Consider the following 18,814-nt stretch of genomic DNA (forward strand, 5'->3'; position numbering starts at 1 on the left):
GATCATGCGGATGCCTCTCCGCGGCGGTACCGGCTCAGGCCGGCGCCGAGCAGGGCCACGACGCCGGCGACGACGAGGCCGAGCAGGACGGCGCCGAAGATCGGCCCCCACGGCAGGGCGGGGTCGGCGGAGGCGGACTGCGCCGCCTGCAGCAGCATCCGTCCGAGGCCGCCGCGCATACCGATCGAGACCTCGGCGACGATCGCGCCGACGACGGCGTTCGCCGCGGCGAGGCGGGCGGCGGGGATCAGGTACGGCACCGCGGCGGGGAACCGCAGCCGGCGGAGGGTCTGACCGTAACCCGCGGCGTAACTGCGCATGAGGTCGAGGTGGATCGCGTCGGGCGACGACAGCCCCTTCAGCGCACCGATCGAGACCGGGAAGAAGGCGAGGTAGGACGCGATGACGGCCACCGACAGCCACTCCGGCCAGGGCACGCCGGCGCGGTCGATCTGCGATCCGATACGGGCCACGAGCGGCGCGAAGGCGATGAGCGGCACGGTCTGCGAGACCACGATCCAGGGCAGGAGGCCCCGTTCGACGATGCGCCAGCGCTGCATGAGGAGGGCGAAAGCGACCCCGACGACGACACCGATCACCCAGCCGACGAGCGCGATGCCGAGGGTGAGCAGGCCGGCGCTCGCGACGGTCGCCCACAGCGGCGGGGTGGCGGCTCCGCTGGTCGGATCGAACAGCCGCGCGATCATGTCGGCGACGTGGGGCATCGCACGGTCGTGGGTGCGCGGCAGGACCCGCACCCCATCCTCACCGCCGAGGACGAGACCGTCGGCGGGGCCGAGCCATTTATACGCCTCCCACAGCGCGACGAGGGCCAGGACGCCGACGACGCCCCACCCCCACGCGGCTGCCGTGCGTCGGGTCATGACTTGGCCGTGATGTGGTCGGAGAGGGCGGGCATCACGGTCTCGCCGTAGACCCGCATGGTCTCCTCTTTGTTGTCGTGCTGCAGGTAGCCGGCGAACTGCGTCACCCCGAGCGCCTTGAGCTGTTCGAGCTTCGCGATGTGATCCTCGGCCGTACCGAGCAGGCAGAACCGATCGACGATCTCGTCGGGGACGAAGTCGACATGGTCGTTGTCGCTCTTGCCGTGACTGTTGTAGTCGTACCCGGTCCGGCCCGCGATGTAGTCCGTGAGCGCCTGCGGCACATCGCCTTCGGTGCCGTACTTCGACACGATGTCGGCGACGTGGTTGCCGACCATCCCGCCGAACCACCGGCACTGGTCGCGCATGTGCTCCCAATCGTCGCCGATGTACATGGGGGCGGCGACGCAGAATGCGATCGAATCGGGGTCGCGCCCGGCGGCTTCGGCGGCATCCCGCACCACCTTGATCATCCAGGCGGCGATGTCGACGTCCGCCAGCTGCAGGATGAACCCGTCGCCCACCTCCCCGGTGAGCTTCAGAGCCATGGGGCCGTAGGCGGCGACCCAGACGTCGAGCTCCGAGCCCCGGCTCCAGGGGAACTGGAGCGTCGCACCCTTGTACTCGACGGGTCGCGAGTTGGCGAGTTCTCGGATGACGTGGATCGACTCGCGCAGCTCCCGCATCGTCACCGGCTTGCCGTTGGTCACGCGCACCGCCGAGTCGCCGCGGCCGATGCCGCAGATCGTGCGGTTGCCGTACATCTCGTTGAGCGTCGCGAAGACGGATGCCGTGACGGTCCAGTCGCGGGTGGCCGGGTTCGTCACGAACGGTCCCACGGTGATCCGCTTCGTGGCGTTGAGGATCGCGGAGTGCACGACGTACGGCTCCTCCCACAGGAGGTGCGAGTCGAAGGTCCAGACATGGCTGAACCCGTGCGCCTCGGCCAGCTGCGACAACTGTACGGTCCGCGAGGCGGGCGGATTCGTCTGCAGGACGACGCCGAAGTCCATGGGTCCTCTTTCGTGGGTTCGGGTCAGATGAGGTACTGGCTGAGGCCGCGCTTGACGAAGCGACCGTCGCCCTTGCGTCCGAGGTAGGCGCCGTCGTCGACGATGACCTTGCCCCGCGAGAGAACGGTGTCGACGTGCCCGTCGATCTCGAAGCCCTCCCACGCGGAGTGGTCCATGTTCATGTGATGGGTCTTCTCGTACCCGATCGAGGTGTGACCGTTCGGGTCGTAGATGACGACGTCTCCGTCGGCACCCGGGGCGATGACGCCTTTCTTGCCGTACATGCCGAACATGCGCGCCGGCGTCGTGCTCGTGAGCTCGACCCAGCGCTCGAGGGTGATCTCGCCCGTGACGACCCCCTGGTACATGAGGTCGATGCGGTGCTCGACCGACCCGATGCCGTTCGGGATCGCCCGGAAGTCGCCCTTGCCGAGCTCCTTCTGGTCCTTCATGCAGAACGGGCAGTGGTCGGTGGACACCATCTGGAGGTCGTTGGTGCGAAGCGCCTGCCACATGTGGTCCTGGTGGCCCTCGGCTCGGGAGCGAAGCGGCGTCGAGCACACGTACTTGGCACCCTCGAACGACCCCCACTGCTCGCTCCTGGCGCCCAGGTGCTCCTCGAGCGAGAGGTAGAGGTACTGCGGGCAGGTCTCGCCGAAGACGTTCTGGCCCCTGTCGCGCGCCCAGGCGAGCTGCTCGACGGCCTGCTTCGCGCTCACGTGCACGACGTAGAGCGGCGCCCCGGTGATGTTCGAGAGCATGATCGCGCGGTGGGTCGCCTCCTCCTCCGCCTGCCAGACGCGTGCCTTGCCGTGGAAGTACGGGTCGGTGTTGCCGGCGCGGACGAGCTGTTCGGCGAGGACGTCGATGACGGGGCCGTTCTCGGCGTGCATCATCGTGAGGAGCCCGGTGTCGGCCGACACCTGCATGGCCCTGAGGATCTGCGCGTCGTCGGCGTAGAAGACCCCGGGGTAGGCCATGAACATCTTGAAGCTCGTGATGCCCTCATCGATCAGGGTGGGGAGCGCGGCGAGCGAGTGCTCGTCCACCCCGCCGATGATCTGGTGGAACCCGTAGTCCACCGCGCACTCCCCCGCGGCGAGCGCATGCCAGGCGGCAAGGCCGTCCTCGACCCGCTCGCCCTGGCGCTGCACGGCGAAGTCCACGATCGTGGTCGTCCCGCCCCAGGCTGCGGCGCGGGTGCCGGTCTCGAAGGTGTCGGAGGCGCTGGTCCCGCCGAAGGGCAGCTGCATGTGCGTGTGAGCGTCGATGCCGCCGGGGATCACGTACTTCCCCGTCGCGTCGATGACCGTGTCGACGGATGCCGCGAGGTCGTGCCCGAGCAGGGTGGAGCCGGGCGTCAGCACGGCGACGATCGTCTCGCCGTCGATGAGGACGTCGGCGGGGCCGCGGCCGGTCGACGAGACGACGGTGCCGCCGGTGATGAGCGTGGTGGGCATGGTTCCGCTCTCCTTACGGGGCGACGATCTCGGCGTACGAGTCGGGGCGGCGGTCGCGGTAGAACTGCCAGTCGTCGCGCATCTCGCGGACGAGGTCCATGTCGAGGTCGCGGATGAGGATCTCCTCGTCGGTGCCGGAACCGAGCTCGCCGACGTAGTTGCCGCGCGGGTCGACGATCTGGCTGGTGCCGTAGAAGGTGACCGCCTCGTCGCCGTACTCGTTGTCCTCGCGGCCGACGCGGTTGGGGGCGAGGACGAAGTAGCCGTTCGCGACGGCGGCGGCGGGCTGCTCGATCTCCCACAGCCGGTTCGACAGGCCGGGCTTGGTGGCGTTCGGGTTGAAGGCGAGATGCGCGCCGTTCAGCCCCAGCTCGCGCCACGCCTCGGGGAAGTGCCGGTCGTAGCAGATGATGACGCCGACCTTGCCGACCGCGGTGTCGAAGACGGGGTAGCCGAGGTTCCCCGGACGGAAGTAGAACTTCTCCCAGAACTTCTCGACGTGCGGGATGTGGTGTTTGCGGTACGAGCCGAGGATCGTGCCGTCGGCATCCACCACCACGGCCGTGTTGTAGTACACACCGGTCTGCGCCTCTTCGTAGATGGGCAGGACCATGACCATGCTCAGCTCCTTCGCGAGCGCGGCGAAGCGCTGCACGATGGGGCCGTCGACCGGTTCGGCGTAGCGGTAGTACTTCTTCTCCTGCGTGATGCCGAAGTACGGACCGTAGAACAGCTCCTGGAAGCAGATGACCTGCGCGCCCTGCGCTGCGGCCTCGCGAGCGAACTGCTCGTGCTTGTCGAGCATCGACTCCTTGTCGCCCGTCCAGGTCGTCTGCGTGATCGCCGCCCTCACCGTTGCCATCTCGGCCTTCCTTCCCTCGGTTCTGTTACTGTCCTGCTTGAACATTTCTCGACAGTTTCCGGATGTGTCGCGGTCGTTAATCCTCCGGACACCTCCCGAACGAGAGGACGACGGATGCTGCGCCCCGAGTCGCTCCAGTCCCGCACCCCCCTCGGCATGGCGGGCGAGATCGCGCGGCTCGTCGCCGACGGCACCCTCGAGCGGGGGGAGCGCCTGCCGACGGTGCGGGAGCTGTCCGCGGCTCTCGGCGTCTCCGCGGGGACGGTCGCCGCGGCGTGGCGGGCGCTGTCGGACGCGGGCACGATCGTCTCGCGCGGCCGCGCAGGCAGCTTCGTGCGCGACGAGCCACGGGAATGGCTGAGCCCTCGAGTGCAAGGGCTGGCCGGATCCTCACAGCCCGTGCGGCTCGACCTCTCGCACGGCACCCCGGACCCGGCCATGCTGCCCGCTCTCGAGGGCGCGTTCTCACGCGTCGCGCCGAGGGCCGACACGGGCCGCTATCACGACCTTCCCGTGCTGCCCGAGCTGCACGCGCACATCGCCGAGACCTGGCCGGCGCCCGGTGTCGAGACCTTCACGGTCGTCGACGGGGCGCTCGACGGCATCTCGCGCACCCTCGAGCAGGTCGTGCGGTTCGGCGACCGCGTCGCGATCGAGTCCCCCGGGTTCCCCTACTTCTTCGACCTGCTCGAAGCCCTCGGCGCCGAGCCGATCCCGCTCGCCCTGGACCGCGACGGCGTGACGCCGGCATCGCTCTCGCGGGCGCTCGCGCGCCGACCCGCGGCGGTCGTCCTGCAGCCGCGGGCGCAGAACCCGACCGGGATCTCGATGAGCGTGGAGCGCGCCCGTGTGCTGGCGCAACTCATCATGAACGCGCCTGACGGGCGTCGCGTGACCGTCGTGGAGGACGACCACTCCGCCCTCATCTGCTCGGCACCCGACGTCACCCTGGCGCGGTGGATCCCCGGCCAGGTCGTCCACGTCCGCAGCTTCTCGAAGTCGCACGGCCCCGACCTGCGCATCGCCGCCCTCGGCGGCCCCGCGCGCGTGGTCGACCGGCTCGTGGCACGGCGGATGCTGGGACCCGGATGGACCTCACGACTGCTGCAGACCGTCCTCCTCGGCCTGCTGACCGATCCGGGATCGGTCGCCCGTGTGCGCACGGCACGCCTGATCTACCGCGACCGCCTCGACCGGATGGCGACCGCGCTCCGCAAACTCGGGGTCGACGTGGGCGACCCGGACGGCATCAACCTGTGGCTGCCGGTCGTCGACGAGCGGGCGGCGCGGACCCGGCTGGCTGCTGCCGGAATCGCCGTGTCGGCGGGCGCTCCGTATGCAGCGCCCGGCGACCGAGCCGCGACCCCGCACGTCCGCGTGACGGCCGGTGTCATCACCGCCAACGTGCGCCTCGTCGCGGAGGAGTTGGCAGGCGCGTCCTCGGCCGCTCCATTCGCCTGACGAACGCGTCTCAGAGGCCGACGGCGCGCAGCGCGGCGACGGCGAGAGCGCGGGTGCGCGCGGCATCCGTCATCCACAGGGGCTCGACGTGCGCCGCGATCCCCAGGGCGGCGACGGATGCCGCAGCCTCCGCGTCCTCCTCGGCGATGAGCCACGCGTCGAGCACGCCACCGTCTCCGCGCGCACCGTAATGCGCCGCGACCCCGGCGGCCGTGCAGGGGACGCCGGCGACGCGCAGGCACACGTCGGCCATGCCGCGAACGGGGGCGTCGCCGATGATCGGCGAGACGCCCGCGACCGGAGCGGCAGCCGTCCGGAGCGCGTCGGCCAGGCCCGGGACGGCGAGGATCGGACCGATCGAGACGATGGGGTTCGACGGGGCGACGAGGATCGCGTCGGCCCCCGCGATCGCCTCGAGCACGCCCGGCGCGGGAGCGGATGCCTCGATGCCGGGATTCTCGAAGCGGACCGGTTCGAGGCGGGCGCGGTGACGGGTCCACCACTCCTGGAAGTGCAGGCGGTGCCCCTCGGCATCCAGGATCACGTGGGTGTCGACCTCGGTGTCGGTCATCGGCAGGAGGGTCGCGCCGAGGTCCCACCGCGACTGCAGCCGCGCGACGGCCTCGGTCGGGCTCAGCCCCTCGCGCAGCCAGGACGTGCGGGCGATGTGCGCGCCGAGGTCGAGATCGCCCAGCAGGAACCACTCCCACCCGACGCGCCACGCGGCCAGCTCGTCCGCCACGCGGCGCGAGTCTCCCGCGCGACCCCACCCCTGCGCGAGGTCCTTCACCCCGGCGAGCGCGTAGAGCATCGAGTCGACGTCGGGCTGCAGACGCAGGCCGTTCAACCAGAGGTCGTCACCGGTGTTGCACACGACGGTGAGCTCGCCGCCACGCTCGGCCAGCTCGTCGCGGAGGCCGGTGGCGAAGGTGGATCCGCCGACGCCGCCGGCGAGCAGGACGACACGGGGAGCGGGGGTCGAGGTCACTGTTCCAGCGTAGGGTCGCCGTATCCTGGGCCGATGCCCGACGCTCCCGCACCGCTGACCGTCTGGCCGCTCACCGGGATCGGCGAGATAGGCCCCGGCACCGACCTGATCGAGGAGATCGTGGCGGCCTCGGCCGGAACCCTCCGGGACGGCGACATCCTGGTCGTCACCAGCAAGGTCGTCTCCAAGGCCGAGGGCCGTTACCGCCCGGCGGCGGACCGCGATGCGGCGATCGCCGAGGAAAGCGTGCGCGTCGTCGCCGAGAACGAAGCGGGCACGGTCCGGATCGTCGAGAGCCGCTTGGGCATCGTCGCCGCGGCCGCAGGAGTCGATGCGAGCAACACCCCCGAGGGTCTGATCCTGCTGCTGCCCGAGGATCCCGATGCGTCGGCGCGCGCCCTGGCCGTCGGCATCCGCGAACGGACCGCCGCCCGCATCGGCGTGATCGTGTCCGACACGCTCGGCCGCGCGTGGCGCGAGGGCCAGACCGACTGCGCGATCGGCGCGGCGGGGGTCGTCGTCATCGAGGACCTGCGCGGGGCGACGGATGCCTCGGGCCGGCCCCTCGCCGTCACGCTGCCCTGCGTCGCCGACGAGCTCGCCGGCGCCGCCGACCTCGTCAAGCGCAAGTCGAGCGGGATGCCGGTGGCCGTCGTCCGCGGCCGTGGGGACCTCGTGGGGGACCTCGACCTCCCCGGGGCGCGTTCGATCGTCCGGCCGGCCGAGCGCGACCTGTTCGGCGAGGGGACGCGCGAGGCGTACGCCCGCGGCTATTCCGACGGCGCCACGTTGTCCGGGGGATAACCCGAACGGAGGTCTCCGGTCGGCCCGGATGTGCCCCGCGCACCCCACCCCTAGCGTGGGGAACATGACATCCGACACCTCCGCGCCGCCTCGGCGGCTGCGCCCGATGCGGCGCCTCGGCGCGCTCGCACAGCTCGCCGCGGTCGCCGTGGCGGGCACCGGCATCCTCACCACCGTCGTCACCCTGTTCAGCACGGGGATCGGGACGATCCTCATCCTGGGTGTCGGTGTCCTCTTCCTCGTCGCCGCGCTCTACCTCGCGTGGGCCGCGTCGTGGCTCGAGCACGAGCGCGCCGAGGGCCTGTACCGTCACGGCATCCCGCAGCTGCGGATCCGCACGAGCGGGGAGCCGGGGTTCCGCGGACTGACGCGCACCCTGTGGCTCCAGTTCATCGACGGCGGGATGTGGCGCGGCATCGGGAGCCTCGCGATCGCCACCGTGCTCGGATGGATCGTCATCGGGGCGACGTGGGCGGTGATCGCCTCGATCGGTCTCGCCTTCTCACCGCTGTCGGGCCGGTCGGACGGCACCCTGCCCCTCACCGGGATCGCCGTCTCGGACGGCTGGGCCGTCGCCGGCGGTGTCATCGCGGCCCTCGTCAGCCTCGGTGTCCTCTTCGGCGTCTCGCTCCTCGACGACCTCCTCACGCGGTCGATCCTCGTGCCCTCGCGCGAGGCGATCCTCGCCGAGCAGGCGCGGACGGCGGGCGCGCAGCGGGCGGGCGCGGTCCGCGCCAGCGAGGTCGAGCGCACCCGCATCGAGCGCGATCTGCACGACGGCGTCCAGCCCCGGCTCGTCTCGGTCGGGATGACCCTCGGCATGGCGCAGCAGAAGATCGACTCCGACCCGGTCGCCGCGAAAGCGCTCATCGACGAGGCGCACACCTCGACGAAGGCCGCCATCACCGAGCTGCGCCAACTGGCCCGCGGTATCCACGCCTCCGTCCTCGACGACCGCGGACTGGATGCCGCCCTCTCGGCCCTCGCGGCACGCTCCCACGTCCCCGTCGTGCTCGACGTCCGCCTCGATGAGCGCTGCAGCGCAACCGCGGAAGCCGCCGTCTACTTCGTCATCGCCGAGTCGCTCACCAACGCCGCGAAGCACGCCCGCGCCACCGAGGTGCGTGTCGTGGTCCGCAGCCGCGGCGACGCCCAGAACGGTCGTCTCATCTGGGCGCGCGTCGAGGACAACGGCATCGGCGGAGCCCGCGTGCTCCCCGGCGGCGGTCTCGACGGGATCATGAACCGGGTGCTCGCCGCCGGCGGCACCGCGACGCTCGACAGCCCGGCCGGCGGTCCCACGGCCCTGGAGGTGACGGTCCCGTGCGCATCCTGATCTGCGAGGACTCGACGCTGCTGCGCGAGGGTCTGGTGCGCGTCCTCGAGGACGCCGGCCACTCCGTCGTCGCGGCGCTCCCGAACGCCGACGGCATCGTCGAGCAGGTCACCGAGACCGAGCCGGAGCTGTGCATCCTCGACGTGCGGCTGCCCCCTACCTTCACCGACGAGGGCATCCGGGCCGCGCTGGCGCTGCGGGCGCAGCATCCGTCCCTGCCCGTCCTGGTGCTCAGCCAGTACGTCGAGGAGCGGTACGCGAGCGACCTCATCACCGGGCAGAACGCCGCCCTCGGGTACCTGCTCAAGGACCGCGTCGCCGACGTGCGGGACTTCCTCGACTCGATCGACCGGATCGCCGCCGGCGCCACGGTCCTCGACCCCGAGGTCGTCGCGCAGCTGCTGACGCGCCGGGCGCGGGACGAGCGGATGTCGCGCCTCACCGACCGGGAACGCTCGGTGCTCGCGCTCATCGCCGAGGGCAAGAGCAACGCGGCCATCGCGGGTGCGCTGTTCGTCTCGGAGGCGAGCGTCGAGAAGTACATCACCTCCCTCTTCCAGAAGCTCGGCCTCGAACAGGACGAGCACGGCAACCGGCGGGTGCTCGCGGCGCTCGTCCATCTCGAACACGGCCGACCCGACCAGAACGGAACGAACCGATGAGCATCGACCTCACTCCCCCGCCCACCGCCGCGCCCCCGGCCGGTCCGCAGCCGCCGCGGCAGACGCGGCCGTCGGCACAGATCGTCGCGATCATCGCGATCTGCCTCGGCGGGCTCCTGCTCCTCGGCGCCCTCCTGTCGGGGATCGGCTCGATCGCGTACGCGGCGTCGCGCGGCAGCGACGGCGGGACGGCGGACACCAGCGGTGTCGAGGCGCTGTCGCTCGACGTCTCGGCGGGACACGTCGTCGTCCAGTACGCCGATGTCGACGGGGCGATCCTCGAGGTCGCCGGCGGCGACGGCAACTGGCGGCTCGAGCGCCGCGGCGACACCCTGGCCGTCACCAACAACCGCCCCTGGTGGGCCCTCCAGGGCGGGTTCAGCTGGAACGACAACCGCGCCACGCTGACGTTGCCCGCCGAGATGGCCGAGCAGAAGCTCGAGGCGGACTTCGACGTCGCCGCGGGCTCGCTCACCGCCGACGGCACCTACGGCCGGCTCGACCTGCACGTCGGAGCGGGCGACGCGGATGTCTCGGGCAGCGCCGACGACCTGCGCGTCGACGTGAGCGCCGGTGAGGCCGACGTCCGTATCGACGGCGCCCAGCAGGCGAGCATGACCATCGGCGCCGGGCAGATCATCGCCGACGTGACGGGGACCTCGCTCGACAGCGTCCGGGTGGACGTCAGCGCCGGCACCCTCGTCGGCACCCTCCCCGGCGGCACGTACGACGTGACGTCCGAGGTCTCGGCGGGCTCGTTCGACAACCAGCTCGAGACCGCCGACGGTGCCGCCCGCACCGTCGACGTGCAGGTCTCCGCCGGCTCCGTCACCCTCCGCCCCGCCGACTGACCTCTCACGCGCCGCGAGCCGACGCGAAGCGCGCTCCCCAGATGGTGGAGACAGCACTTCGCGTCGGCTCGACGCCGTGTGGGGAGGTCAGCCCACGACGGCGATCTCGTTGGGGATGTGGTCGAGGGCGACGGTGTGGACGATCTCGTCGGTCTCCAGGTCGATCACGACGAGCTCGCTGTCGGCGGGGTCGGTCACGTAGGCGAAGGAGCCCGCGACCTTGACCGAGGGGTGCGGGTCCTGCCACTCGGCCGGACCCTCCCACGGGTCGACGACCGGAAGGGATGCCGTGATCTCGCCGGTGGCCGGGTCGATCGTGTGCAGGTTGCCGTCGGTGCCGATGAGCACGGCCTCGTCGTCCGGGCCGCGACCGACGCCGCGGTAGGTGTACTCGACGCCGTCGGGCAGCGCGATCTTCTCGAGCGTCCCCGCGGCCGTGTCGACGAGGGCGATGTTGCGGAGGAGGTAGCCCTCGGCATCCGGGTCGTCCTTGTAGTCCATGACGACGAGCGGGCTGTCATCGGAGACGTAGGCGTTGCCGATCCGGCCGTACTCGTCGGGCGAGGTGAGCTTCGTGATCTCGCCGTCCTTCACGACGAGGGCGCCGTTCTCGCAGCCGAAGACGACAGCCTCGTCCTTCGCGGTGCCCTCACCGTGGACGCCGGGGCACTCGTCGTTCGACGCCACGTCGTTCCGGTCGGCATCGAGGACACGGATGCCGGTGCGCCCCGACTCGTCGCCGACCGTCGTCAGCAGGGTGCCGTCCTCCAGCTCGACCGAGACGCCGTGATGCGCCGTGACGCCCGGGATCACCTCGGCCTCGGGCAGCTCGCCGTCGGTCTCGGCGAGTGCGGCGGAGTCGAAGATGGTCGTGTCGCTGGTGGCGTCGTCGTAGAGCACGGTCGTGCCCGCGTGGGAGACGACGTGCCCCGCGGCCGCGGCCGGCACGACGAGGTCGGTGAGTTCGGGCTCCTGCACGTCGAGGAGCTGGAAGCCCTTCGACGTCGTCACCATCACATGGCGGCCGTCGCCGGCGGCGTTCAGGCGGATGAAGTCCTCGGAGGCGAACTCTCGGAGGTTGTCGTAGTCCTCGCCGCCGAGGACGAGCACTCCGCCCTCGTAAGCGACGGCGACGCGGGGACCGTCCGCCGGCGTACCGCTCTGCGGGGGCTCCGAGGCGCCCGGTGCGGATGCGGGCGCGCCGGCGGACGCGCAGCCCGCGAGCACGAGGGCAGCGGCGCCGGCCAGGGCGCCGAACTGCAGGGTCTTCTTCATGAGTTTCCTTTCCAGGGAATGCCTCATCGGGTGAGGCCGTCGGAGATGCTCTGCAGGTTGCGTCGCATCATGTCGAGGTAGGTGCCGCCCGGGGAGCCTTCCGGGGCGAGGGATTCGGTGAAGAGCGAGACGACGTCGACGTCGCGGCCGGCTTCGTCGGCCAGCACCTGCATGAGCCGGTCGGGCTGCGACGAGTCGGCGAAGATCGTCGTCACGCCGGCCTCGTCGATCGCGTCGACGAGGTCCTGCAGGTCGGCGGCGCTCGGGGCCGCGAGCGTCGTGCCTCCCGGGATCGCTGCCCCGAGGATGCGCACGTCGTACCGCCGTGCGAGGTACCCCAACACGTGATGGTTGGTCACGAGGGCGCGGTGCTCCGCGGGGATCGCGCCGAGGGTGTCGGCCATCTCGGCATCCAGCGCGGCCAGCTCGTCGAGGTACGCGACGGCGGCCTCGTCGATGACGGATGCCTCCACCCCGTCGACCTGCGCGAGTTCCGGCACGAGCGCCTCGACGACCCGGGCCGTCTGGGTGGGGTCGGTCCAGAAGTGCGGGTCGACGACGTCGGCGTCCGCGTAGTCGAGAGGATCGATATGGTCTCCCGCGACGAACGAGACGGCGCCGTCGGCGACGGCGGCGTCGACGTGGTGCTGCACGCCCTCTTCGAGCCCGAGGCCGTTGGACACGAGCAGGTCGGCGGTGCGCAGGGTCGCCGCCTCGCGCGCCGACAACTCGAACGAGTGCGGGTCGCTTCCGCGCGGCATGAGCGTGACGACCTCGATCTGGTCACCGACGAGGTTCGCGGTGATGTCGCCGAGCAGGTCGGTCGTGACGACGACGGTCGCCCGGTCGGGAGCAGCTGCGGCGCAGCCCGAGAGCGCGGCGAGCGCGGCGACGGCGATCGCCGCGAACGCGCGCCTCATCGGCCGGTCTCCGCGAAGAAGGCCGGCGCGTCCGTCGTCGCGAAGGTGCGCGCGATCCGCGCGGCGTCGGCGTAGTCGATCTCGACGAGCGCGTTCTCGGCGGGGCCGTTCAGGTAGACGCGGTTCGCGTCCACCTGCAGCGTGACACCCGCGGCGACGTCCGGATCGCTGAGGGATGCCGAGACGAGCGGCTCGGTGCGACCGAGGGCCCTTCCGGTCGCGCCGTCGACCACGAGCACCTCCCCCGCCGTCGTGAGGGCGACGACGTGCTGGTCGACGTCGTCGACCGCGCTCACGCGGGCGAGGGGCTCGCCCGCGTCGATGCGGCTCCACGCGCGCTCACGGGTGTCGAGCAGCCAGAACGCGTCGCCCCCGGTGGGTCCGGCGACGGTCGGGCGCCCTTCGCGTGCCGAGAACGAGAGCGCCCGGTCGGTGGCGCCGTCGGGGTATGGGATGCGCTCGAATGTCGTGCCGTCGGCATCCGTCACGGCCAGGACCGCGCCGTCCGTGCAGCCGACCACGACGCCCACGTTCGTGGCGATCGAGCCGGCGGGCTCGTCGCACCGGACGGTCCGCTGCGTCGCGCCCTCCGCATCGACGTGCCGGAGACCGTCGGCATCCGTCACCAGCGCTCCGGTCGGGAGGGGGACGACCATGCCGGCACCGGCAAGCGCGTCGAGGCGGAAGCGCTCCACGACGCGTCCGTCCTTCAGGGCGTCGAGGTCGAGGAGGACGGCTTCTCCCCCGTCGAAGTGGACTCCGGCACCGAGGTCGCTCGCGACCACGGTCGGCTCGCCGTCGCCGGCGAGGTCGGCGAGGACGGCGGCGGGGGCCTCGTAGTAGTGGAAGTGGTCGACGTGGTTCCAGGTCCACACGCCGCTGTCGACGATCGAGACGCCGCCGTCTCGGCCGGCGTAGAGGAAGCGCCCGTCGGTCTCGAGCGAGGTCGGCGCCGCGATCTCCCCGAGCGGCTCGACCTGTTCGTCGAGCAGGTCGAGGTGGTGGACCGCGCCGGTGGGCGAGACGCTCGTGAGGTGCAAGGCGGGTTCGGCGAGCTCGGTGGCGCCCGCGATGGCGCCGTGGTCGTCCTCCCCCGTGGCGGATTCGGGCACGGGGGTGGACTGGCACGCAGCGAGAGTCAGGACGAGAACGGGCAGGAGGGCGATCGGGACGCAGCGGTTCATGCGGTCCTTTCGTCGGGGGTGGAGCGGGTGAGAGGAATGAGTGAGCGGATGCCGGTGGACGCCGCACCGGAGCAGATCGCGGTGAACGCGACGGTGGCCCCGGCCGCGGTGCCGAGGTGCCACGACAGGACGAGCCCGATCGCGACGGCGACGATGCCGATGACGGCGGCGAGTGTCATCGTGGGGACGGTGCGTCGGGTCCAGGCGCCGGCGGCGACGGCGGGCCCGAGCAGCATGCCGACCACCAGGAGCGAGCCGACGGCCTGGTAGGCCGAGACGACCGCCAGCGTCACGAGCCCCACGAGGAGGACGTGCGCGAGACGGGGACGAAGACCCAGCAGCTGCGCCTGCCGCGGATCGACCGCGAGGGCGACGAACGCGCGGTGTCCCGCGGCGGCGACGAGCAGGGTGACGATCGCGGCGATCGCGAGCAGCACGAGGTCGCTCTCTTCGACGGCGAGGATGTCGCCGAAGAGGATCGCCGACGCGTCCGTCGCGAAGCTGCGGGAGGCGGAGATGACGATGACGCCGAGCGACAGACTCGCAACGAAGAGCAGGCCGATGCTGGTGTCGGCCGACAGCCGTCCGCGGCGCTGGAGCGCGCCGACACCGAGCGACATCGCGGCGGCGCTGACGGCGGCGCCGGCGACGGGCGGGAACCCGGTGAGGGTCGCGAGGGCGATGCCGGGCAGCATCCCGTGCGCCATCGCCTCGCCGAGGAACGCCATGCCGCGGAGCACGACCCATGTCCCGACGACCGCGCAGACGACGGCGACGAGCGCACCGCCGACGAGGGCGCGCTGGACGAACGCGACGGCGAACGGGTCGATGAGGGCGGACACGCTGCCTGACTGTACACGTAATTGAGAACGGTTTTCATTTGCAATAATGGCGGGATGCCGTCTCCCGCTGAGCCCGTCGTCCGTCTCCGTGACGTCCGTGTCGACCTCGAGGGTCACCGTGCACTCGATGGTGTCGACCTCGAGATCCACGCCGGACGGTTGACGGCCGTGGTGGGGGCGAACGGATCGGGGAAGTCGACGCTCGTCTCGGTGCTCGCCGGGTTCCGCGCGCCGACGTCCGGCACCGCGGAGCTGCGCGCCGGTACCGCGGTCGCGCTCGTCGCACAGCACACGGCGGACGCCGCGCGGCTCCCGCTGACGGTGACCGATCTCGTGTCGATGGGCCGGTGGCGGGAGCGAGGAGCCTTTCGGCCGTTGCGGCGGAGTGATCGCGCGACCGTCTCAGAGGCGATCGATGCGGTCGGGTTGACCCCGCTCGCGTCGCGGCCGCTCGGCGCACTGTCCGGTGGTCAGCGTCAGCGCGCGTTCGTCGCGCAGGCCCTCGCACAGGACGCGGATCTGCTGCTGCTCGACGAGCCGACGAGCGGTCTCGACGACGTGTCGCGGCGGGCCGCGGCATCCGCTCTCCGGGTCGCGACGAGCCGCGGCGCGGCGGTCGTCGTCGTGACGCACGACCTCGGCGAACTCGGGGACGTCGATGAGGTGGTGACGCTGGCGGACGGGCGCATCAGCGACCGCCGGGGCCGGTCCGTCATGCGTGGACGGACCCTCGAGAACGTCGGTACCGTTGAGGGGTGACCAACGCTCCGATCGACGCCACCACCACCTCCGCCTGGGCTGAACTCGAGTCGCTGAAGGAGGGCTTCACGCCCGATCTGCGCGGCTGGTTCGCGTCGGACCCGGAGCGCGTCGCGAAGCTCACGCACGACGTCGCCGACCTGCACGTCGACCTGTCGAAGAACCTCGTGACCGATGAGATCGTCGCCGCGCTGGTCCGCCTCGCGGAGCAGACCGGAGTCGCCGAGCGGTACGCCGCGATGCTCGCGGGTGAGCACATCAACACGACGGAGGACCGCGCGGTGCTGCACACGGCGCTGCGCCGTCCGGCCGACGCCGTGCCCTCGCTGACGGTCGACGGCCAGGACGTGGATGCCGACGTGCAGGGCGTGCTCGACGCGATGGCGGAGTTCGCCGGACGGGTGCGCTCAGGCGAGTTCACCGGCGTCACGGGCAAGAAGGTCGAGACGGTCGTCAACATCGGCATCGGCGGCTCGGACCTCGGGCCCGTCATGATCTCGGCGGCGCTGGAGCCCTACGCGGATGCCGGCATCTCGGCACGGTTCGTCTCGAACATCGACCCGTTCGACATCGCGTCGAAGACGAAGGACCTCGACCCCGAGACGACGCTGTTCATCGTCGCGTCGAAGACGTTCACGACGCTCGAGACCCTGACGAACGCGCGTCTGGCACGCGACTGGCTGTGGGACGGCCTCGCGTCGGCAGGGGCGATCGACAGCAGCGACGAGCAGAAGAAGGATGCCGTCGCCCACCACTTCGTCGCGGTCTCGACGGCGCTCGATAAGGTCGCCGAGTTCGGCATCGACACCGCGAACGCGTTCGGCTTCTGGGACTGGGTAGGCGGCCGGTACTCGGTCGATTCGGCGATCGGGCTGTCGCTCGTGATCGAGTTCGGACCCGACACGTTCCGCGAGCTGCTTGCAGGCTTCCACGCCGTGGACGAGCACGTCCGGACCACGCCGCTGGCGGAGAACGTCCCCGTTCTGATGGGTCTGCTGAACGTCTGGTACACGAACTTCCTGGGCGCGCAGTCGCACGCCGTGCTGCCGTACGCGCAGCAGCTCAGCCGGTTCGCCGCGTACCTGCAGCAGCTGACGATGGAGTCGAACGGCAAGTCGGTGCGCTGGGACGGGTCTCCCGTCACGACGGACACCGGCGAGGTGTTCTGGGGCGAGCCGGGGACGAACGGGCAGCACGCGTTCTACCAGCTGATCCACCAGGGCACTCGATTGATCCCGGCGGACTTCATCGCATTCGCGAACCCGGCCTATGCGTTGACGGACGGCGACCGCGACGTGCACGGCCTGTTCCTGGCCAACTTCCTCGCGCAGACGAAGGCGCTCGCGTTCGGCAAGACGGCCGAGGAGGTCGAGGCCGAGGGCACGAAGGGTGCGCTCGTCGCGGCACGCACGTTCCCCGGCAACCGTCCGACGACGTCGATCTTCGCCCCGTCGCTGACGCCGAAGGTTCTGGGCGAGCTCGTCGCGCTGTACGAGCACATCACCTTCACGCAGGGTGCGATCTGGGGCATCAACTCGTTCGACCAGTGGGGTGTGGAGCTCGGCAAGCAGCTGGCCCTGCAGATCGCGCCCGCGATCGAGGGTGACACCGAGGCGCTCGAGGCTCAGGATGCCTCGACGAAGGCGCTGCTCGAGTACTACCGCGACCACCGCGCCTGAGGCTCGTGCGTCGAGTTCCTGTTCACGCCTCGCAGCCCAGCTCGAGCGCGTCCCGTGACGCGTGCCGCTTCCGGTCTCGTTGATCTCGTGCTGTGATCCATCTCGTCGCTCGGCGCCTTCGCCCTGATCACCGCGATCGAGTCATCGACTGGTTGCGAGAGCTCGATGGTCCTCGTCGCGCCGAGGCGCTGGAATCTCTGACGGCCGAGGGCATCGATCATGAGACGGCGATGGTGATCGATACGAGTGAGGGCCCGATCATCGTCTACGCGATGCAGACGGATGATCTCGAGCGCTCCCGAGCGGTCGCGGACGAGTCACCACGCCCCGTGGACGCAGAGCATCGCTCCGTGATGCGCGCCGCGGACGACGGCCCGGCGACCGGCGAGATCGTCCTCGATCTGCGCTCGGATGGACGCTAGTCGAGCTTCGCAAGATCTCGACCCGACTCGGATCTTCGCAGACGACAGCGGTACGACGGGTGATGGCGTGCGTCCGTATCGGGTACTCAGAACGGTGGTGGTCCGGGTGGGTCGACGGTGAAGGTCGGGATGCGGCGTTCGGGCTGGACGAGGTAGACGCGTCCGGCGGGTGAGGTCCATTCGAGCGCGCCGCCGGGTCTGGCTCGGACCTGCCAGTCGGTCTGGTGTTTGAGGGTGTGGTGCCCGCGGCAGAGCGGGGCGAGGTTGTTCGCGGCGGTGGTCCCGCCGTGGTGCCAGTCGGTGGTGTGGTCGATGTCGCACCGGTCGGCGGGGATCCCGCATCCGGGGGCCATGCACCGTGCTGCCCGCCAGGCGACCAGCCGGCGGAGATCCGCGGGTGGCCGGTAGGTGTCGCGTCCGACGGAGAGGGCGACCCCGGTCTCGGGGTGGGTGAGCACTCGCGTCCACCCGGATGCTGCCCCGCACAACTCCCGCGCTTTCTCGACCGGGATCGGTCCGATCCCGTCGAGCTGCGCCGCGGGCCCCTCGCCGGTGAGGAGGGTGAGGGCGGGAACCGTGACCGCGACGGTCGGCCGAATCCCACGTGCCTTCGCCGGCAGCGACTCGGTCTCTCCGTCGATGAGGAGATCCCCGAACACGTCAGCACGCTTTTGGTCGAGCGTTCGTTCATCACCGTCGGTGTCGAGGGTTTTCGCGATCGCGGTGATCCGGCCGAGGATCGCGTGCGCTTCCACCGCGGGCAGGTGCGCGGTCAACCACGCCATCCCATCCACACCCGCATCCACCCGGACGTGCCGGTGGGCGACCGCCGCGGCGTGCTGCTGCGCGAGGGTCGCTTCCTGCTCCCGGTCGACGATGCGTTTCACCGCCCGCCGGAACGGTCCCGTCGACTGTTCCTCCGCCAGGCTCAGCACCTCGTGGACGAGCCCTGCGGTCACGTTCTCGACCTGGTCGAGCCCGTCGACGATGATCGTCGCGTGGGTCTCGGTGATCCCGGCCCGACTCATCGCCTCCCACACCTGCGGGTACCGACGTACGAGCGCATGCCCGACGCCCATCAACCGTCCCGCGGCATGCTCCGTGATCCGCAACGCGGCCGCGACCTCGAGCCGCACCGACCGTTCCACGAACGCGACCGGTTCCTCCCGCCGCCGCGCATCGGCGATCGCGTCATCCCACAACTCGACGATGCACGCATACCTTTGCGCCGCATGCACCGTCGCCATGTCGGCGCACATCACCACCCAGTCCAGCGCGGTCGGGATCCCCTCGGGGACCTCGTCGCGAGCATCGGGCGAACTGGACATAGTCCGAGACTAGGAGGGGTTTCCGACATCGCTTTTCAGCGCGATGCCGCCGCCGATGAGTGCCCCGGGGCGAACGTGAGAAGT

Annotated in this window: 18 protein-coding genes; 8 read left to right on the forward strand and 10 right to left on the reverse strand. The window is 71.0% G+C overall.

From position 1 onward, the window contains the following. Positions 1-2 precede the first annotated feature (2 nt). Genes AB0259_RS07340 through AB0259_RS07355 form a run of 4 tightly spaced genes read right to left on the reverse strand, consistent with a single transcriptional unit; the run spans position 3 to position 4,219 of the window. Positions 3-884, reverse strand: coding sequence for an ABC transporter permease subunit (locus AB0259_RS07340; protein ID WP_251578471.1), 882 nt, complete (start codon positions 882-884; stop codon positions 3-5). Beyond that, positions 881-1,897 carry a TIGR03842 family LLM class F420-dependent oxidoreductase gene (locus tag AB0259_RS07345; protein ID WP_251578469.1) on the reverse strand — a complete coding sequence of 339 codons (1,017 nt, stop codon included), beginning with the start codon at positions 1,895-1,897 and terminating at the stop codon, positions 881-883. The genes AB0259_RS07340 and AB0259_RS07345 overlap by 4 nt, the downstream gene beginning before the upstream one ends. Positions 1,898-1,920: 23 nt before the next feature. Next, the gene (hydA, locus tag AB0259_RS07350) at positions 1,921-3,357 is read right to left on the reverse strand and encodes a dihydropyrimidinase (protein WP_366222590.1); all 1,437 of its coding nucleotides are present in this window, start codon (positions 3,355-3,357) and stop codon (positions 1,921-1,923) included. A 13-nt stretch (positions 3,358-3,370) separates the two neighbouring features. Further along, positions 3,371-4,219, reverse strand: coding sequence for a nitrilase-related carbon-nitrogen hydrolase (locus tag AB0259_RS07355; protein ID WP_366222589.1), 849 nt, complete (start codon positions 4,217-4,219; stop codon positions 3,371-3,373). A gap of 114 nt (positions 4,220-4,333) precedes the next feature. On the opposite strand from AB0259_RS07355, the gene AB0259_RS07360 reads away from it, so the two are divergent. Beyond that, positions 4,334-5,680, forward strand: coding sequence for an aminotransferase class I/II-fold pyridoxal phosphate-dependent enzyme (locus AB0259_RS07360; RefSeq protein ID WP_366222588.1), 1,347 nt, complete (start codon positions 4,334-4,336; stop codon positions 5,678-5,680). Positions 5,681-5,690: 10 nt separating this feature from the next. Here AB0259_RS07360 and cofD read toward each other — a convergent pair whose 3' ends face one another. Next, positions 5,691-6,668 (reverse strand): 2-phospho-L-lactate transferase, encoded by a 978-nt coding sequence (gene cofD / locus AB0259_RS07365; protein WP_366222586.1) that lies wholly within the window; start codon positions 6,666-6,668, stop codon positions 5,691-5,693. Positions 6,669-6,701: 33 nt separating this feature from the next. Between cofD and cofE the strand changes: the two genes are divergently transcribed. The 4 genes from cofE to AB0259_RS07385 all read left to right on the forward strand — a co-directional run bounded on the left by cofE (position 6,702) and on the right by AB0259_RS07385 (position 10,321). Then, positions 6,702-7,472, forward strand: coding sequence for a coenzyme F420-0:L-glutamate ligase (gene cofE, locus AB0259_RS07370; RefSeq protein WP_366222584.1), 771 nt, complete (start codon positions 6,702-6,704; stop codon positions 7,470-7,472). Positions 7,473-7,536: 64 nt separating this feature from the next. Next, positions 7,537-8,808: a histidine kinase gene (locus AB0259_RS07375; protein ID WP_366222582.1), complete on the forward strand. Its 1,272-nt coding sequence runs from the start codon at positions 7,537-7,539 to the stop codon at positions 8,806-8,808. Further along, positions 8,796-9,470: a response regulator transcription factor gene (locus tag AB0259_RS07380; RefSeq protein WP_251578456.1), complete on the forward strand. Its 675-nt coding sequence runs from the start codon at positions 8,796-8,798 to the stop codon at positions 9,468-9,470. The genes AB0259_RS07375 and AB0259_RS07380 overlap by 13 nt, the downstream gene beginning before the upstream one ends. After that, complete coding sequence (locus AB0259_RS07385; RefSeq protein ID WP_366222580.1) at positions 9,467-10,321, forward strand: hypothetical protein; 855 nt, start codon at positions 9,467-9,469, stop codon at positions 10,319-10,321. Before AB0259_RS07380 ends, AB0259_RS07385 begins: the two co-directional genes overlap by 4 nt. Positions 10,322-10,408: 87 nt before the next feature. Here the strand turns inward: AB0259_RS07385 and aztD are convergent, their stop codons facing one another. From aztD to aztB, 4 genes are read right to left on the reverse strand one after another with little or no spacing between them, the layout of a single operon-like run. Continuing rightward, complete coding sequence (gene aztD / locus AB0259_RS07390) at positions 10,409-11,596, reverse strand: zinc metallochaperone AztD (protein ID WP_366222578.1); 1,188 nt, start codon at positions 11,594-11,596, stop codon at positions 10,409-10,411. A 23-nt stretch (positions 11,597-11,619) separates the two neighbouring features. Next, positions 11,620-12,516, reverse strand: coding sequence for a metal ABC transporter substrate-binding protein (locus tag AB0259_RS07395; RefSeq protein WP_366222576.1), 897 nt, complete (start codon positions 12,514-12,516; stop codon positions 11,620-11,622). Continuing rightward, positions 12,513-13,700: a hypothetical protein gene (locus tag AB0259_RS07400; protein ID WP_366222574.1), complete on the reverse strand. Its 1,188-nt coding sequence runs from the start codon at positions 13,698-13,700 to the stop codon at positions 12,513-12,515. The genes AB0259_RS07395 and AB0259_RS07400 overlap by 4 nt, the downstream gene beginning before the upstream one ends. Beyond that, a complete protein-coding gene (aztB, locus tag AB0259_RS07405; RefSeq protein WP_366222572.1) occupies positions 13,697-14,542 on the reverse strand; it encodes a zinc ABC transporter permease AztB in 846 nt (281 codons plus the stop codon). Before aztB ends, AB0259_RS07400 begins: the two co-directional genes overlap by 4 nt. 54 nt (positions 14,543-14,596) lie before the next feature. On the opposite strand from aztB, the gene aztA reads away from it, so the two are divergent. From aztA to AB0259_RS07420, 3 genes are all read left to right on the forward strand, one after another. Next, positions 14,597-15,301: a zinc ABC transporter ATP-binding protein AztA gene (aztA, locus tag AB0259_RS07410; RefSeq protein WP_366222570.1), complete on the forward strand. Its 705-nt coding sequence runs from the start codon at positions 14,597-14,599 to the stop codon at positions 15,299-15,301. Continuing rightward, entirely contained in the window at positions 15,298-16,980 is a 1,683-nt protein-coding gene (gene pgi, locus AB0259_RS07415) for a glucose-6-phosphate isomerase (protein ID WP_366222568.1), read from the forward strand. The genes aztA and pgi overlap by 4 nt, the downstream gene beginning before the upstream one ends. 92 nt (positions 16,981-17,072) lie before the next feature. Continuing rightward, positions 17,073-17,402, forward strand: a complete 330-nt coding sequence (locus AB0259_RS07420; protein ID WP_285875851.1) for a DUF6176 family protein — start codon at positions 17,073-17,075, stop codon at positions 17,400-17,402. A gap of 86 nt (positions 17,403-17,488) precedes the next feature. On the opposite strand, the gene AB0259_RS07425 is transcribed toward AB0259_RS07420, so the two are convergent. Continuing rightward, positions 17,489-18,730 (reverse strand): DUF222 domain-containing protein, encoded by a 1,242-nt coding sequence (locus AB0259_RS07425; protein ID WP_366222565.1) that lies wholly within the window; start codon positions 18,728-18,730, stop codon positions 17,489-17,491. Positions 18,731-18,814 lie beyond the last annotated feature (84 nt).

The organism is Microbacterium sp. NPDC080005 (assembly GCF_040702445.1).
Classification (GTDB): domain Bacteria; phylum Actinomycetota; class Actinomycetes; order Actinomycetales; family Microbacteriaceae; genus Microbacterium; species Microbacterium oleivorans_D.

Coding starts and splice junctions, on each gene's coding strand:
- AB0259_RS07340 (WP_251578471.1), bottom strand. CDS start 884: ATGACCCGACGCACGGCAGCCGCGTGGGGGTGGGGCGTCGTCGGCGTC.
- AB0259_RS07345 (WP_251578469.1), bottom strand. CDS start 1,897: ATGGACTTCGGCGTCGTCCTGCAGACGAATCCGCCCGCCTCGCGGACC.
- hydA (WP_366222590.1), bottom strand. CDS start 3,357: ATGCCCACCACGCTCATCACCGGCGGCACCGTCGTCTCGTCGACCGGC.
- AB0259_RS07355 (WP_366222589.1), bottom strand. CDS start 4,219: ATGGCAACGGTGAGGGCGGCGATCACGCAGACGACCTGGACGGGCGAC.
- AB0259_RS07360 (WP_366222588.1), top strand. CDS start 4,334: ATGCTGCGCCCCGAGTCGCTCCAGTCCCGCACCCCCCTCGGCATGGCG.
- cofE (WP_366222584.1), top strand. CDS start 6,702: ATGCCCGACGCTCCCGCACCGCTGACCGTCTGGCCGCTCACCGGGATC.
- AB0259_RS07375 (WP_366222582.1), top strand. CDS start 7,537: ATGACATCCGACACCTCCGCGCCGCCTCGGCGGCTGCGCCCGATGCGG.
- AB0259_RS07385 (WP_366222580.1), top strand. CDS start 9,467: ATGAGCATCGACCTCACTCCCCCGCCCACCGCCGCGCCCCCGGCCGGT.
- aztD (WP_366222578.1), bottom strand. CDS start 11,596: ATGAAGAAGACCCTGCAGTTCGGCGCCCTGGCCGGCGCCGCTGCCCTC.
- AB0259_RS07395 (WP_366222576.1), bottom strand. CDS start 12,516: ATGAGGCGCGCGTTCGCGGCGATCGCCGTCGCCGCGCTCGCCGCGCTC.
- AB0259_RS07400 (WP_366222574.1), bottom strand. CDS start 13,700: ATGAACCGCTGCGTCCCGATCGCCCTCCTGCCCGTTCTCGTCCTGACT.
- aztA (WP_366222570.1), top strand. CDS start 14,597: ATGCCGTCTCCCGCTGAGCCCGTCGTCCGTCTCCGTGACGTCCGTGTC.
- AB0259_RS07425 (WP_366222565.1), bottom strand. CDS start 18,730: ATGTCCAGTTCGCCCGATGCTCGCGACGAGGTCCCCGAGGGGATCCCG.